General features: G+C 71.6%; 3 protein-coding genes (1 of these 3 cut by a window edge). All 3 read left to right on the top strand.

Going from position 1 to position 17,937, the window contains the following annotated elements:
• Tightly spaced (each overlapping or abutting the next), the 3 genes in view from I55_RS33225 to I55_RS18545 form a layout consistent with a single transcriptional unit that may run on beyond the window.
• A protein-coding gene (locus I55_RS33225) for a MupA/Atu3671 family FMN-dependent luciferase-like monooxygenase (RefSeq protein ID WP_049974261.1) crosses the window boundary here: on the top strand, positions 1–1,641 show its end. The gene continues 1,803 nt to the left of window position 1, outside the view; the window shows 1,641 of its 3,444 coding nt (coding positions 1,804–3,444); its start codon lies off the left edge, out of view; it ends in the stop codon at positions 1,639–1,641.
• On the top strand, positions 1,638–17,138 hold the full coding sequence (locus tag I55_RS36110) for an SDR family NAD(P)-dependent oxidoreductase (RefSeq protein ID WP_044562065.1): 15,501 nt from the start codon (positions 1,638–1,640) through the stop codon (positions 17,136–17,138). Before I55_RS33225 ends, I55_RS36110 begins: the two co-directional genes overlap by 4 nt.
• Complete coding sequence (locus tag I55_RS18545; protein WP_044562064.1) at positions 17,131–17,937, top strand: SDR family oxidoreductase; 807 nt, start codon at positions 17,131–17,133, stop codon at positions 17,935–17,937. Before I55_RS36110 ends, I55_RS18545 begins: the two co-directional genes overlap by 8 nt.

Genomic DNA, 17,937 nt, shown 5'->3' with positions numbered 1-17,937 from the left:
CTTGGCATCCTGGCGCCGGACGGGGCCTGCCGGGCGTTCGATGCCAGCGCTTCGGGCCAGGTCCGGGGCGAGGGGTGCGGCGTGGTGGTGCTGAAACGGCTGGACCGGGCGCGCGCGGACGGCGACGCCGCGCATGCCGCCATCGCCGGCGCCGCCGTGCGCCATGCGGGTGCCAGCGCCGGCTCGCTGATGCTGCCCAGCACCGTCAGCCAGGCCGAAACCGTCGTTGCCGCCTGGCGCGATGCCGGCACGGCACCGGCGGGCGCCTGCTATGTCGAAGCCCACGGCGCCGGCACGGCACACGGCGACCTCGCCGAAATCGCGGCGATCAAGAACGCGTTCCGAACCCTGCGCGTCGATGCCGCGGCATTGGACTGCCGGGTCGGCGCCGTCAAGCCGGCGATCGGCTCGCTGGACGCGGCCGGCGGCATTGCCGGGCTGATGGCGGCGATCCTGGCCGTCGGCGACGGCTTCCGACCGGGGGTGCCGGGCCTGCGGGAGACAAACCCCGCGCTGGCCTTGGCGGACAGCGGTATCAGGCTGGAGGCCTTGCCCGACGCCTGGCCACCGGGCGAGACCCGGCGTGCGGGCGTGCATGCCTATGGCCTGGGTGGTGTCAGCGCGCATGTGGTGGTCGAGCAGGCCGCGGGCCCGTCGCACCGTCCGCTGCGGACGCAACGCGCCTTCACCCCGCGGCGCTATCCGCTCGACACCCAGACGGCGGTGGACCGGCCGAGCGTGGTGGCGAGTTTCTATGACTATGTCGCGACCGCTGGCAGCGACCCGACGCGCGAGCGACGCGACGCACCACCCTATCTGACCCTGGCGCCCTTCGCCGAGGTGGTCCCGGGCTTTTCCTGGACGCGCACCATGCAGGATCCGCAGGCGAACCCCGACCACTGGCGCCTGATGGTCGCGGCCCAGCGGGAAATGCGCGCCGAGATCTTCGGTGGCGTCGATTTCAGCAAGGTCGGCCGCGTGCTGGATTTCGGTTGCGGCTTCGGCACCGACCTGATCGATCTGGCCACGCGGCACGAAGGGATCGACGCCGTGGGCTACACGATCTCGCCGGAGCAGGCGGCCGAAGCGCGGCGGCACGTGGCGGCGGCCGGACTGGCCGACCGGGTCCAAATCCATTGCCGCGACAGCGCGGCCGAGGCCTTCCCCGGCATGTTCCAGCTCGCCTTCGGATTCGAGGTGGGCCACCACATCAGCGACAAGGATGGGCTGTTCGGCAATCTCGCCGCCCATCTCGACGTTGGCGCGACGCTGGCGTTGATCGACTGCGCATCCGACACGGCCGCGCCGATCATCCTGCCCGATGTTGGTTCCTGGACCAGCACGCTGATGGGCTATGCCAGCATCCTGGCCCGCCACGGCTTCCGCGTCGTGACGTGCATCGATGCCAGCCGGGAAGTCTCAAACTTCCTGGTCGATCCCGGCCTTGACGACATGCTGGCCGGCGAGCGTGACCGGGGGGAACCCGCCGCCGCCGGCTTGGTCGAGCGGATCCAGCGTTCCTGGGACGGTTTCGGCCAAGCGCTCGGCGAAGGGCTGGTGCGCTATCTGCTGATCACGGCGGAGTACCGCCCCGGCCTGCCCGGCCTGGAATCCTGGAACCAGGAAAGGATGCGGCCATGATCCGCTATGCTGACCGGCACCGCCGCATCGTTGAGCATTCAGTGGGCGAGGCTCCGGCAAGCCGTTCCAGCGGTGAACATCCGACGGACGCCCAGGCCCTCGCCGACACGGTGGCGGCGATCATCGGCGAGGTCCTGGGGCGGACGATGGACGGCCGCTCCGCCAACATCAGCTTTGCCGACATGGGGCTGAATTCGCTGCTGACGGTTCGGCTGATCGACCGCATCAATCGGCGCTACGGCCTGACGCTTGGCGTCGAGACGCTGTTCGAATGTCCGACGCCGGCCGATCTGACGGCACGCCTGGCCGGGATGGGCGGGGTCATGCGTCGTCCATCGGCCGAACCGGCGGTGGCCATCGTGACGAAACCGGCGGCAACGTCCTCGGCCGGGCCCCTGCCCATCGCCGTGATCGGTCTATCCGGACGTTTTGGCGGCACCCAGTCCGTTGCCGAATTCTGGGCCGCCATCCGTGACGGCCGCTCGCTGGTCGGGCCCTTCCCTAGGGACCGGCGCCGCCTGGTGGGCGGACGCGGCGGCGACCTGACCGGGGGTTTTCTGAGCGGCATCGATCTGTTCGATGCCAGCCTGTTCGGGCTGTCGCCGCGTGAGGCGCGGGCGACCGACCCCCAGCAGCGCCTGTTCCTGGAGCAGGCGTGGCTGGCGCTGGAAAATGCCGGCTACCCCGCCCGCCGCATCGGCGGCCGACGTGTTGGCGTCTATGTCGGTGCGGCACCCCAGGGTTATGAAAAGCTGCTGACGGCGGAAGGAGGGGCCGCTGACGCCTGGGGCATGACCGGCAACCTCAAGGCCATGCTGGCGTCGCGCATTTCCTATCACCTGGATCTGCGGGGACCGGCGTTGACGGTAGATACCGCCTGTTCCTCCTCGCTCGTGGCCTTGGACCTCGCCTGCCAGGGGATCGCGCGCGGCGACTGCGACATGGCGCTGGCTGGGGGCGTCGGCCTGTTCATCGATCCGGACGCGCTGGGACTGATGCGCCGCGCCGGCATGCTGTCTCCGGTCGGCCGCTGCGCCACGTTCGACGCGGCGGCCGACGGCATCGCCATCGGCGAAGCGGTCGCCGCCGTGCTGCTGAAGCCCCTCGACCGGGCCTTGGCCGATGGCGACCGGATCGATGCCGTGGTGCTGGCGACCGCCACCAACCAGGATGGCCGCTCGAACGGCATCACCGCGCCGAACAGCCGGGCGCAGGCGGAGGTCATCGGCCTTGCCCTGCGCCGCGCCGGGATTGACGCGGACGGAATCGACCTGATCGAGGCCCACGGCACGGGCACCCCGCTGGGCGATCCGATCGAGATCGCGGGGCTGGCGGCCGCGTTGGCCGGCCGCCGGTGGACTGAGCCCGTCAAGCTCGGATCGGCCAAGGCCACCCTTGGCCATAGTTCCGAAGCGGCCGGCATCGTCGGGCTGATCAAGGCGATCCTTTCGCTGCGCGAGCAGGAGATACCGGCCCTGGCTGGCTTCAGCACGCTGAACCCGCATATTCAGCTCAGCGGCAAGGGGATGGCCGTCGCCGAGACCACCTCCCCCTGGCCGCCGTCGGTCGACCGGCCCCGGCGCGCCGGCGTCAGCTCCTTCGGGCTTGCGGGCACCAACGCCCATGCGGTGATCGAGGAAGGGCCCGCTGGCACCGCTCACGCTGGTACCGGCGGGGAAAGCGCCGCCGGTCCATGGCCATTCTTCCTATCGGCCGAAACCGACGCGCTGCTGGCGGCACGGGCCGGCGGCCTGGCGGAATGGTTGCGGTCGGAGACACGAGCGGGGGGACGGCACGTCCCCCTCGGCGCCGTGGCGGCGACGCTGGCGCGGGGTCGCAGCCATTTTTCCCGGCGGGCCGCCATCGTGGCCGGTGATCGGAACAAACTGCTGGAGGCGCTCGACACCCTCGCCCGCGGTGATGCCAACCCGGTTGCCCCGTCCGGTCCCTGGGCTGAAACCGTGGCCCGCTATGTCAGTGGCGGCGATGCCTGGTCCGATGTCGATTTGCCCGGCTTCGCCGCCGTCGACCTGCCGGACCAGCCGCTGCATCGCGGCCATCATTGGCCGGCTGTCGGCGCTGATACGGTCATCGCCCTGTCGCCAGATGACCCCATGGTGGGGGACCACCGAATTGGCGGCACGGCGGTGTTGCATGCCGCGGCATTGCTGCACCTGGCGCTTGACACGGCCGAGACGTCGACGCTGGCGGAGGTGCGGTGGTTGCGGCCCCTGGCCGTGCCCACCGCCGGCACCAGCCTGCGGCTGGCGGCGCCGGACGGCGACGGGCGCGTCGCCGTCAGCGACGGCGAGGGCCGGGATATCGCCACCTTCCGGGCGGGCGGCGGAACCGTGGTCCTGCCGCCCGGACTGGCGGATGTTCTCGCCATGCAGGCGGCCGCCGACCGCATCGTCACCGGCGGTATCGCGGAACCGGCACCGGGCGTGGTGCTGGGCCCCTGCTATCGCGGCTTCGACCGCCTGGCACTGGCGCCGGGGGGGGCCGCCGGCACGCGGAACCTGACCGCAGGTCCCTCGGCGCGTCTGCGCCTGCTGGATGCCGCCATCCAGGCCGCCGCCGCCGTCGCCGGCGCGGATGACGGCGCGGTGCTGCGCCCCCGCATGCCAATCTCGCTGGCGGCGCTTACCCTCCACGGCGAGCCGGAGCTGGGCTCCGCCTATCTGCTGGCGCGCCGCGGTGCCGTCACCAGCACCGGGAGCCACATCACTGTCGACATCCTATCGGCGGCCGGCGCGCCCCTGCTGACGCTCACGGATCTTGTCCTCAGCGAGATGGATGCGCCCGCGAAGCCCGCCGCGCCCCTCGCCCCCGCCGGCACCGCTGGTTTCAACGCCGAGCCGGCGCCCCGCACGATGCGACCGGTCTGGACGGATACCGGCACCCTGGCCCGGGGCACACTCGAACCGCGCGGCACGCTGTTGGTCGCCGACGCGCGGGATGTGTTGGCGGATCGACTGGCGGCGGCCCTTTCCGGCCCGGTGACCCGCATCGGCACCGCCGCGGCGGATGCCGCCGCCGCCTGGATCGCCGCGACCGAAGGGGCCGTCCGCGTGGTGATGCTGCCCCCCCCCGGGCCCGTCATGACCGACGCGGCTGCGGTGCAGGCGACCATCGACGCCAGCGCCGGCCTTATCCTGGCCCTTGCCAGGTCGACGACCGGACGGGCGATGGGCGATCAAGCGATCGCCCTCCAGGCAGGCCCGGTGGACCGTGACCTGGACGTGATCGTCGTGTCGCGGGGCGCTTATGCCGCCGGCATCCCCGACCAGCCGGGCGATCCGGTCCAGGCCGCCGTCCTCGGCCTGGCCAAAGTGGTGTTCGGCCGCGAGGTCCCCGGCGCCCGTGTCCGCCTGTTCGATCTGCCGCCCCAGGAGGAGGGGCGCATTGATGCGCCTGCCCTGCTGGCCGATCCCGGCGCCTGGACGGGTGAAACGGTCGCGATCCGGAACGGACGGCGTCTGGAACGGCGGCTGGTGCCCCTGCCGCTGCCTCCTGTCGCGCCGACACCGGTGCGCCGGGTGTTGATCGCGGGCGGATTCGGTCGCTTGGGCCGCACCCTGGCGCGCCATGCCGCGACCCGGTGGGGGGCGGACGTGATCCTGGTCGGCCGTAAACCGATCGTGGGCGAGCGGTCGGCCTTCCTGGAGGAACTGCGCGGCCTGGGCGTCACCGCGCGCGGCGTCCAGGCCGACCTGACCACGGTGGACGGGGCCGCGGCCGCCTTCGCGGCGGCGGGCGGGCCGGTCGACCTGGTCGTCCAAGCCGTGGTCGACCCCTTGTTCGGCCGTGCCGCGACGGTCCGCGCGACGGAGTTCCTGGCCTCACTCCGCCCCAAGATCGCCGGGCTGGTGGCGTTGCGCGCGGCGGCGGCGGCGGCGGGCGTGCCCCGGCTGTTCGTCTTCTCCTCGATCAGCGCCTTCGCCGGCTTCCCGGGTGCCGCTGGCCAATCGGCCTACGCGCTGCAATGCGCCTTCGAGGATGCGCTGGCCGATGGTTGCGATACCACAGCCGGGCCCGCCTTGCAGGTCGCGCATTGGGGACTGTGGGAGGACCCGTCCTGGCGGGCCGATCTGGTCGCCCAGGTCAAGGGCCATGGCATGTACCCCATGCCCACCGACGCCTGCCTTGCGACATTGGACGCGATGCTGGCCGGCACCGTCCGGCATGCCGTCCACGCCACCCTGGCCGATCCGGTCTGGCGCGCGATGGGGGCAAGCACGCTGCCGCAGGCGGCAGCGGACGCCGTCAGGGCCGCCCAGTCGATCACGGGCGGGCTCACCGCCGCCGATCCGGCGCATCATGCGCTGATGGAGCGGCACGCCCTGACGTCGATGGCGCGGCAGTTGGCGCGGGCCGGGCTGCTGGGTGAACCCGGCGGACGCGAAACCGTTGCCGCCGTCGTCAAGCGGTTCGCCACCCTTCCGCGCTTCACCGGCCTCGCGCATGCCCTGGTGGACCTGCTGGCCCAGGCCGGCGCGCTTCATCGGGAGGGCGGCGATATCCACTGGTTGGCGGGTCCAGAGGCGTACGATGCGCCGGCTGACACCGCCATGATCCGTGCCCTGGGGGCCGGGGCGGCCGCGGCGGTGGACCTGCTGGACCATTGCATCGCGGCCCTGCCGGACATCCTGCGCGGAGATGTGGTCGCGACCGACGTGCTGTTTCCGCTCGGCAGCATGGAACGGGTTGAACCGATCTATCGCGACCAGCCGGGGCTGGAAGCGGCGAACCGCCTGGTCGCCGAAACCGTCGCGGCCCTGGCGGCGGCGAAACCGGACCTGACCGTGATCGAAATCGGTGCTGGCACCGGCAGCACCACGGTCGCCATCCTGGATCGGCTGCGCGACGGCATGCCGGCCCCGTCGCGCTATCTCTACACGGATATTTCCACGGGCTTCGTCCAGCATGGCCGTGGCCGCCATCGTCGCGACTGGCTGGAATTCGGCCTGCTGGACATCGAGCGCGATCCCGCGACGCAAGGGATAGACGCCAATTTCGATGTGGCCGTCGCCACCAATGTGCTGCACGCCACCGCGGGGATCGAGACGACCCTGGCCCACGCGGCGTCGCTGCTGCGCCCTGGCGGCTTGCTGGTCATCAACGAGAACGTCAAGCTGGAGGCGTTCGCGACCCTGACCTTCGGCCTGCTTGATGGCTGGTGGCGGGCCACCGACCCGCAAAAGCGACTGGCCGGCGGCCCGTTGCTGGACACCGCGCGCTGGCGGGCGGCCTTGCGGCGCGCGGGCCTGGATCCCGTCGCGGAACTGGCGCCAGGCAGTGGCGAGGCCAGTCAAGTCGTCATCCTGGCCCTGAAATCTGAAGCGGCGACCTCCCAGGACGGGGCTGGCCACGGTCAGTGTCCGGCGGCGCACCCCCTCCCGGCGGCACCGGGTCCCAAGGGCCCGGCCACCCCGGTTCCGACCCGGATCCGGACGATCGTCGCCCGCGCGCTGGAAATCGCGCCGGAAGCGATCGACCCGGACCGTCCCTTCGCCGAATACGGCGTCGATTCCATCATTTCGCCCCAGATCGCCGATGAGCTGGCGTCGGCCTTCCGCATCCCCCTGCGCTCGACCGACTTGTTCAGCTTTGCCAGCGTCACGGCGCTGGCGACCCACATCGCGACGCTATCGCCGCTGCCGGCCGATCCCCCGCCGGAAGCGGCCGCCACTCCACCAGAGCCTGTCGCTTCCGAGCCCTCGGCCCCGGAGCCCACCGCGCCTGCTCCCACCGCGCCGACGCCCGCTGCGGCCATCAACGCCGATCAGCGCATCGCCATCATCGGTATGGCGGGACGCTTCCCCGATGCGCCGGACCTCGCGACCTTCTGGGGGAATATCGTCGCCGGCCGGGGGTCGATCCGCGAGATCGACCGCTTCCCCGTGCCGCGCCTTTATGATTCCGGCACCGGCACCCCGATCCCCGTCACCGCGCGCTGGGCCGGGCTGATCCAGGATTTCGACGGCTTCGACCCCTATTTCTTCCACATCACCCCGGCCGAGGCCGAGGCGATGGACCCGCAGCAACGTCTGCTGCTGGAGGAGGCGTGGCGCGCGCTGGAGGACGCCGGCATCGTGCCCGCCGATCTCGCCGCCAGCCGCACCGGCGTGTTCGTCGGGGCCTCCGCCAACAGTTACGTGGCACCCGGATCGCCCAGCCTGCAGACCCTGGGCGGATCGATGGCGATCCTGTCGGCGCGGCTGGCTTATCTGCTTGACCTCAAGGGGCCGAGCTTCCCGGTCGACACCGGCTGCTCCTCGTCCCTGGTCGCGTTGCATCTGGCTTGCCGCAGCCTGGCCACCGGCGAATGCGACGTCGCGATCAGCGGGGGTGTCGCCATCAACCTGTTGTCCCCGGACATCCTGGCCTATCTGTCCGATGCGGGCATGGCAAGCCAGACCGGGGTCTGTCGCGCTTTCGATGACGCCGCCGATGGCTTCGTGCCCGGCGAGGGCGTGGGTGTCGTCGTGTTGAAGCGCCTGGCCGATGCCCAGCGCGACGGCGACCCCATCCGGGCCGTGATCCTGGCCACCGGCACCAACCAGGATGGCCGCACCAGTGGCATCACCGCCCCCAGCGCCGCGGCGCAGACCGCCCTGGAAATCGATGTCTGGAGCCGCGCCGGCATCGATCCGGAAACCATCCGCCTGGTGGAGGCGCACGGCACCGGCACGCGGCTGGGCGACCCGATCGAGGTCAACGCCCTGACGGACGCGTTCCGCCACTTCACCGATCGCCGCGGCTTCTGCGCCATCGGCTCGGTCAAGACCAATGTCGGCCATGCCATGGCGGCGGCCGGCACGGCCGGATTGTTCAAGGCCGTGCTGGCCCTTGAGCATGGCATCATTCCGCCGACGCTCAACTTCACCACCCCCAACCGGCACATCGACTTCGCCGGCAGCCCGTTCCGCGTCGCGACCACCGCCACCCCGTGGCCGATGGACGTGCCCGGCCGCGCGACCGTCAGTTCCTTCGGCTTCAGCGGTTCGAACGCGCATGTCCTGCTGGAGGCCGCACCCCGCCATATCGCCGCCAGCGATGATCCGGGTCCGTGGATCTTCCCGCTGTCAGCCAAGACCACCGCGTCACTCGATCGTCTGAAGACGGCGCTGCTGGCCCATCTCGACCGGTTGGACGGCGGGCTCGCCGACCTCGCCTGGACGCTGGGAGCCAAGCGGACGCACCATCGGGCCCGCCATGCCGTGGTCGCCGGTGACCGTGTGGCGCTGGCCGCCGCCTTGCGCGCGCCCCTACCGCCGGCGTCCAGCACCGCCGCCGACATCGACATCGAACACGCCATCGCGACGCGCGATCTCATGAGCCTCGCCACCGCCTATGTCGCGGGCGCCGCCGTGCCGTTCCCCCGCCTGTTTCGCGCGCCGGGCCGGGTCCTGCGCCTGCCGGTCTATCCCTTCGACAACCAACGCTACTGGAACCCCCTGAACCGTGGCGCCACGGCCGTGGCCGAACCGGACGACGGCGCCTTGCCGCTGCGTGTCGACAGCGCCGACTGGCGGCTGGACCAGCATCGTGTCGACGGGGCGCCGATGCTGCCCGCCGCCGCCGTGATGGAGTTGGCCGCGGCGGCGCTGACCCGCCGGCATGGCCACCCCTGCCCGGGGCTGGCGGACCTCACCTGGATCCGGCCGATCGCCGGCACCGGCCCCTTCGACCTGCGGCTGGAGGCGTCCGGAGCAGCACCCCGGTCGCTCACGTTGATGCTGGCCGGCACCGAGCATGCGGCCCTGACACCGGCCTCCCCGGCGCCCCCGCCCCCCAGCCTGGACATCGCCACCATCCTGGGACGTTTCGGTGACGCGGTCGACGGCGCGGACATTTATCAGGCCGCCACGGCGCGTGGCATCGCCTATGGGCCCGCCTTCCGCCTGATCGACCGGCTGTGGGCCCGGGAGGGCGAGGCGCTCGCCCGGCTCATGGCGCGGCCCGATCTCTCGGCGCGCAGCGCGGCGGTACTGGACGCCGCGATGCAGGCCGCCGCCGGGATCGGCACGGCTGCCGGGGCGCCGCAGGGCCTGTTCGTGCCGGTCGCCCTCGGCGCCGTGCGCTGGTTCGCCGAGGCGGAACCGGCCTGGGTTCATGTGCAGGCGCGGCGGATCGACCAGGACGGCGCGGTGTTCGACATCCTGCTGGCAACCCGCGATGGCCACCCCGTCGCGGCCCTGGAGCGGCTGGTCGCCCGCAGCATGGGCAAGACCCGGCAGACCACCGACATCGAAGCCCAAACCCAACGGCTGATACCGGTTTGGCGGGACGACCCCCTGCCAGACCGGGATGCTTCAGAGCCGACCCCCGTCGTCATCGCCTCCGAGCCGGCTTGCGGCCGGTGGGCATCGGCCGTGCCCGCGGCCATCCGCCTGACGCCGGACCAGTTGGATCGCCTGCCCGCGATCTTTGCCGACCGGCCCACGGCCGACGTGATCCTGGAACTGGACGCCGTCCCGGACCCCAGGGCGCTCGATGCCCTGCCGCTGGCCACGGCCATAGACCGTCTCGACCCCTGCCCGGCGCTGGAGAGCCTTCTGGACATCGTGCGCGGTCTCGCCGGCCGCGCGGTCGTCCGGCTGTTGGTCGTATCGCCCGGCGGCGCCGACGCGCCGGGACATCGGGCGGTCACCTCGATGCTTCGTTGCATCGCCGCCGAGCATCCGGGCTGGCTTGTGCGCAGCCTGGCGTTGGAAGACGGCGAGGCCAGCCCGGCCGCCCTGCTGGCGGCCCGGCCAACGGAGCGCGGCGGCCCTGACGACATGCGCCTGGTGCTGGGCAAACCGCAAAGTCGTGTGCTTGTCCCCGCCCCCCGGCCCGGCGTGGACATCGCCCCGATCCTGCCCGAACGGGCCGCCTGCGTGATCACCGGCGGAACCGGCGGCATCGGCCTGTTGCTGGCCGAACATCTGGTGCGGCACCACCGGGCCCGCGTCGCCCTCGTGGCCCGAAACGCCCCCGACGCGGCCATGGCCGCCCGGCTGGCGGCGTTGGAACAGGCCGGCGGCGAAGTCCTGATCATTGAGGCGGACGTCGCCGACGTGCAGGGATTACGCCGCGCGCTTGACCGGGTGCGGCATGGCTTTGGCGCCATCCAGGCGGTTTTCCACCTGGCCGGCGCGCGGCGGGACGGCGTGGCCGCGACAAAATCACCGGCCGACCTTGCCACGGTGCTGCGGGCCAAGGTCGCCGGCACCCTGGCGCTTGACCGGCTGACCCGGGACGACGGCTTGGCGCTGTTCTGCGTTTTCAGCTCGACCGCCGCGGCGTTTCCCACCTTCGGGCAGGCCGATTACGCCGCCGCCAACGGCTTCCTCGACGGTTTCGCCACCTGGCGGACCGGCGCCGTGGCGGCCGGCATGCGCCGTGGCCGCACCTTGTCCGCCGCCTGGCCGCTGTGGCGGGAAGGCGGCATGACGGCACCGGCCGAGCTTCTGGCCCTGCTGCGTCGTGAGGCCGGCTTCGAACCATTGCCGGCCGACGCCGCTTTCGCCGCCCTGCGGGCCGCCTTGGCGACCGATGACCCTGTCCAGGTCGTGCTGCACGGCCGGGGCGACGTGGCCGCCGGGCTCCGGCAGTTGGGCCTGGGGGCCGCCGGCCACCCGGCCGTCATCCTCGACCCGGCACCCAGGGCCACCACGGCGGGGATCGCCGACGGGGCCGCCGGATATGTCGCCGGCATCCTGGCGGAGGTCGCCCGCATCCCGGCCCAGCGTGTCGAGCCCGATATGCCGTTCGAGGAGTACGGCATTGATTCGATGATGATCACCCATCTTAACGCCGCGCTGGAACGCGATCTCGGCACCGTGCCGAAGACGCTGTTCTTCGAATACCGGACACCGCGCGAGATTGCCGGCTATCTGCAGCGCGAACACGCCGAGGCCATGGCCCGGCTGGCCGGCCCGGCGCCCGCGGTTCCCCTGGCCACGGCCTCATCCAATCCGGTCACGGTCCAAGCCGCGAAAGAACCGCCCCCGGACGACGCGGTCGCCATCATTGGCATCGCCGGTATTTACCCCGGCGCCGAGGATCTGGAGGGCTTTTGGCAGCTGCTGCGCAGCGGCACCGATCTGATCCGGGAAGTCCCGGCCGAGCGCTGGCCGCTTGAGGGCTTCTATGATCCGGACCGGGACAACCCATCGACCTGTCACACCAAATGGGGCGGCTTCATCGACGATGCGGACGGCTTCGATCCACGTTTCTTCGATATGTCGCCCATCGAAGCCGAGAGCCTTGACCCGCAAGCCCGCAAGTTTCTGGAGGTCGCCTGGTGGGCGCTGGAGGACGCGGGCTATGGGCGGCATAGCCTGTTCGCCCGCGATGCCCAGCCGGAGCGGCGCGCCGGTGGCGTGTTCGTCGGATTGATGCACGCCGATTACCCGCTGTTCGCGGCCGAGGCACGGGCCAAGGGCGCGCTCGCGATCACCGCGTCGGGCTATTGGAACGCCGCCAACCGGGTGTCGCATTTCCTGGATTTCCACGGGCCCAGCGTCGCGGTCGACACCGCCTGCTCCGCCTCGCTCACGGCCGTGCACATGGCGATCCAGGCGCTGCGTGCAGGGGATTGCACCGTGGCCATCGCCGGCGGGGTCAATCTCAGCCTGCATCCGATGAAATATTGGGTGCTGAGCAAGGCCGGATTCTCGGCGTCGGACGGCCGCTGCCGCAGCTTCGGCGAGGGCGGCGACGGTTATGTCCCGGGCGAAGGCGCCGGTGCCGTCGTGCTGAAGCCGCTGGCGCGGGCGCGCGCCGATGGCGACCGCATCCATGCGGTGATCCGTGGCAGCGCGGTCAATCACGGCGGCCGCACCAGCGGCTTCACCGTGCCGAACCCGGTCGCACAGGGCGCGCTGATCGCTGAAACGCTGGCCCGTGCCGGCGTGGCACCAGACTCCATTTCCTACGTCGAGGCGCACGGTACCGGCACGGCCCTGGGCGACCCCATCGAGATCACCGGCTTGCGCCGCGCCTTCGGTGCGGCGGGTTGCCCCATCGGGTCGGTCAAATCGAACGTCGGTCACCTGGAATCGGCCGCCGGCATCGTGGCCCTGACCAAGGTCGTGCTGCAGATGCGCCACGCCACCTTGGCGCCCAGCCTGCACAGCGCCGTGCTCAACAAGGACGCCGGCCTGGCGGGCAGCGGGTTCCGCGTCGTCCAGAGCGCCGAGCCTTGGACATCGCCGGATGGCGGGCCACTGCGGGCCGGGCTCAGTTCGTTCGGCGCCGGTGGGGCCAATGTCCATCTGATCCTGGAAGCCCCGCCGCCGGCCAAGCCCCCGGCGGAAGACGGGCGGCCCCACCCCATCCTGCTGTCGGGCCGGACGCCCGCCGCGCTCCGGTCGCTGGCGGCGCGGCTGGCGGATCGCCTGACGGTGCCGGACGGCGCGGCCCTGACCGATATCGCCGGGACGCTTGCCATCGGTCGCGACACGATGCGCCACCGCATGGGCTTCATCACCGCTGACCGCGCGGCGGCCGTGGCGCGGCTGAGGGACTTCGCCGCCACCGGTGAACCGCCCGCCGTCGCCACCTCCGCCGCCGACCCTGAACTGCAAGACGCGCTCCAATCCTGGCTGGACGGCGGGGCGGTCGATTGGCGACGGTTCTTCCCCGCCGGATTCACCCGGGTGGGCGTGCCGCTTTATCCGTTCGAGCGGCGACGGTGTTGGCTGTCTACCCGGCCGGACCCGGCCTTCAAAACGGCCACCCAAACCGAAACGATCGTGCTGCGGGACGATGACCCGCTGGTGGCCGACCATCGTGTCGCGGGCGCGTGCCAGGTGGCGGGCGCCTTGCTGATCGCCCGTACCCTGGCGGCGACCGGCGCCCCCGTGCCCCTGCGTCTGAGCGCCATCGGTTGGACCGCCCCCGTCCAGGTGCCCGTGGGGGGCGCCACCATTCCCCTCAGCGGGGCGGTGACACCCGAAGGCCAGACGCTCCGGCTTGGCGACGCCATGGCGCTGACGGTCGGGACGGCCGTTCCGGCCCCCACCGAGCTGCGCGTCCATGTCGGGGACATCATCGACCGGTGCCCGACGGCACTTCCCCATGCGCGCATCTACGCGATGCTGGGTGCCGCCGGCGTGGACTATGGCCCATCCTATGCGCTGCTGGACACGGTCCATGCCGGGATGGACGAAGCGATCGGCCGCCTTCGGCCGACGCCAACCCCGTCTTCGGATGCCATCGACGCCCGCGTGCTCGACGCGGCGATGCAGCTCTGTTTCGCCGTGGCCAGCGAGGATGCCGCGGGCCTGCGACCGGCCTCGGCCGACGCGCTGACCCTTTGGCGGCCGCTATCCGAAGCCCGTTACGCCCATGCGCGCCGTACCTTGGCGGAACCTGGCCGCCTGGTCGTGACGATCACCGTGCTTGACGAGCAGGGGGACTTGATCGCCCGCCTCGACGGGCTGACCCTGCGCGGTGCGCGGAAGCGGCCCAGCCCACGCGCGGACGGCGAAGCCCCGCCGCTGCGCATCCTGCGCCCCGTCTGGCGCCAGGTTCCAGCCCGGACCGTCGAGTACGCCGACGGGGCCATGCTGGTGGTCGGGCACGAGGACGATGGCGGTTTCGGCCAGGCGTTGGCCACCGGGGCGGGAGCGGCGCTGATGATCATGCGCGGCGGCCAGGCCCCAGCGATCGAGGATTTCCGCCACCGTCTGGCCAGTGCGCCGGAGCGGATCGACCGGGTCATCTTCCTTGGCGGCTGGTGTCCGCCAACCACCCCTCCCGATGCCACCACCCACGAGCGCCAACGCCAGACCGGAACCATCGCCCTGCTGCGGCTGGTCAAGGCCCTGGCCGGCACCGGCATCCCCTTGCGGGTCGTCACCCGGCATGGCCAGGCGGTTGCGGATGGGGACAGCGTGTCGCCCGAAGCGGCGGCGGTGACGGCCCTGGCCAAGGCCGCCGGGCGCGACCTGCCCGAGCTGGCCGTGCGGCTCATCGATCTCGGCGGCGCCACCCCGGATGTCGCCGCGGCCCTGGGCGATGCCGAAGCGCCCGCCGATGCCGAATTGGCCTGGCGCGATGGCGTGTGGTTCGCCAAGCGACTGGAACCGGCCGCGGCAACGCTGGCTCAAATATCGACACCCCCGGCATCGACGCCCGCGGCCTTCCGCAACGGTGGCCGCTATCTGATCGCCGGCGCCGGGGGCATCGGCCGGGCGCTGGCCCGGCACCTGGCGGAGCAGTATGACGCCACGGTCTGGCTGCTGGGCCGCCGGCCCCTGTCGGCGGAAGAGGCGTCGGGCCTCGAGGGACTGACGGCTGGCCGCATCCTCCATCGCGCGGCCAGCCTGACAGAGCCCGCGGCACTCACCCGCGCCGTGAGCGAGGCCGCCGGGGTGGACCGGCGCCTGGACGGCGTCTTCCATACCGCCCTTGTCATGCACGACCAGGGCATCGCCGACCTTGTGGAGGCTGATTTCCGCGCCGTCGTCGATGCGAAAGGGGTGGGGGCGATCAATCTGCTGGCCGCCTTGACGGACTGCGATGTCGGGTTCGTCTGCGCGTTTTCATCCAGCAACGCCTACACCGCCAATCGCGGCCAGTCCGCCTATGCGGCCGCCTGCGCCTTCCTGGATGCCCTGGTTCTGGCCCATAGCGGCGGCAAGGCGCGCGTGATCGACTGGGGCCTGTGGGGTGAAGCGGGACGCATGGCCGACCCTGCGAGCCTGGCCGCGATGCGCCGATTCGGCGTTTGGCCCATCAGGAACCAGGAGGGCTTCGCCGCGCTCTCCGCCATCTTGGCCGGCGCGGACCGCCATGTGCTGGCGCTGAAGCTGCGTGAAGACCTGCTGGCGCCGCTGGGTGTCGATGCCGTGGGCGGAGGGACGGCCAGTGACCCGGCGCCGACCGCGACGGCGGCGGCCGCCTTGGACGCGTTCATCGCGGCGGTACCGCCGCCGGCCGATCTGGACCCGGGCCGGTTCGCGGCCGTCGATGTCTATGGTCGGGCGCTCCTGGCCGAAACCCTCGCCCGGACCCCGCTGCCCGAGCCCGAGGGGCCGGCCATGGCCCGGTTGGCGGAAGCCGTGCGAACCATCGTCGCGGCCGCGCCATCCCAGCCGGCCGAGACGCTGCGTCGGGAGTTGCTGGCCAGTGGCGCCGAGGCGACCCCCTATGTGGCCCTGCTCGACCAGACGGTGCCTGGTCTACCGGATGTCGTGGGCGGGCGGGTCAAGGCCGCGTCGCTGCTGTTCCCCGACGGGTCCGACCGCCTGGTCAGCGCGATTTACCGGGGCAATCGCCTGATCGACTGGTTGCAGGGCCTGGCGGCCGAGGCGGTCGCCGCCGAGGTGCGCCGGCGCCTGGACCGGGATCACACCGCCACCGTACGGGTGTTGGAGATCGGCGCGGGGACGGGGGCGACCAGCGCCTTCGTGCTCGCCGCCCTGCGGCCCTTGGGGGGGCGGGTCCAGTACGTCTTCACCGATATCGGGCCGAGTTTCCTTGTGGCGGCCCGGCGGCGCTTCGCGGCTGAACCAGGGTTTGAGACCAAGCTGCTGGATGTCAGCCGCCCTGCCGCCCCGCAAGGCGTCGCGGACGGATCGATCGACGTGGTGCTGGCCGCCAATGTCGTCCACGCCACGGCACGGGTGACGGAGACGCTCGGCCATATCGGGCGGATGCTGAAGCCGGACGGCCTGCTGGTGCTGAAGGAGGCGACCTCCGCCCATGATTTCAACACCCTTACCTTCGGCCTGACCGCCGATTGGTGGGGCTTTGACGATCCGGCGCTCCGCCTGCCCGGCGGTCCGCTGCTGTCCCGTGATGGGTGGGCGACCGCCCTCAAGGCGGCGCGCTTCCGCGATCCCCGGGCCTCCGGCCTGTCCGGCGCCGAGACGGTCGAGAGCGTCATGCTGGCCCGCGCCCCCCTGGGTGACCGGGCACCGTCCGCCGGCAGCCAGGAACAGGCCACCCGGAAGCCGGAGTCCCCCTCCGCACCCCGTACCGGGACGGTGGAGGCTGCCTTGCTGGAGGTCGTGGCAGCGGCGCTGCACCTCACCCCGGACGAGGTCGAGCCCGATGGCAGCTTCGCCGACTACGGCGCGGACTCCATCATCAGTGTCGAGCTGGTACGCAGCATCAACCTTCGGTTTGGCATCAATCTGAAGACGACGTCGCTGTTCAACTTCGCCACCGTGCGCGACCTCGCCCGCTTCATCGAGATGGAATTCACCGATCCCGCGTCCAAAGCCGGCGAAGCCGGAGATACGGCCGTGGAACGCCGGGTGGCCGAGACCAAGGGCCGGACACGCCGCCTGCGGGAACGGATCGACGCGCGACGCCAAGCGGCGCCGGTCAACGCGGAAGCCCACTTCCTCGCCAGCGAGGCCAAGAAGGCGGCGGCCGTGCCGCGGACGCCCGAACGAGGCGGCACGACCCTGGAACAACTGCTGGCCAAGCTGGAGGCCGGCGAAATCGACGTCGACGACGCATTGGCGCTTGAGGTGATGGACGATGCTTAGGCAATTTTTCGCGGCCGACCTGTTTGCCGGTCGCACGGTGTTCGTCACCGGCGGCGGCGGCACGATCAATTTCGCCATCGCCCGGGGCCTGGGCTCGCTGGGCGCGCGGGTCGTGCTGGCCGGCCGCACCGTGGACCGGCTGGAGAATTGCCGCCGTGAGCTTGAGGCCGAAGGAACGCCGGCGTTGGCGGTGCGCTGTGATGTGCAGGAGCATGCCGACCTGGAAGCGGCGCTGTCCCGGAGCGAAGCCACCTTCGGCCCGGTCGATGTCCTGATCTGTGGCGCCGCGGCGAATTTCCCGGCCCCGGCGGAGCAGATGAGCGCTGAAGGTTTCCGCAAGGTGATCTCGACCGACCTGCTGGGCTCCTTCAACGCCTCGCGCGCCGCCTTCGCCCAATTGAAACGGACGCGCGGCAACATTGTCTTCGTCTCCGCGACCAACTCCATCATGCCCTTCGCCTTCCAGGCCCATGTCGGCGCCGCCAAGGCGGGCATAGACAGCCTGATGCGCGGCCTGGCGCTGGAATGGGGCAAGTACGGAATCCGGGCGAACAGCGTGCTGCCCGGCCCCATCGACAACACCGAGGGGCTGGGCCGGTTGCTGACGGGCGATGACGCGGCGGCGCTGGCCGAATACGTGCCGATCGGCCGCTTTGGCACGGTCGAGGACATCGCCGCGATGACCGCGTTCCTGGCATCGCCGATCGCCTCGCTCATGACCGGGGCGACACTGGTGGCCGATGGCGGGCAGTCCTTCTCCGGCAGCGCCATGCTTGCCGAAATGATGATGAGCCCGTGA

Origin of the sequence: Azospirillum sp. B4 (genome assembly GCF_000333275.1) — a bacterium.
Classification (GTDB): domain Bacteria; phylum Pseudomonadota; class Alphaproteobacteria; order Azospirillales; family Azospirillaceae; genus Nitrospirillum.
Note: the sequence above shows the minus strand (reverse complement) of the source record. Positions and strands in the feature narration are given on the sequence as shown.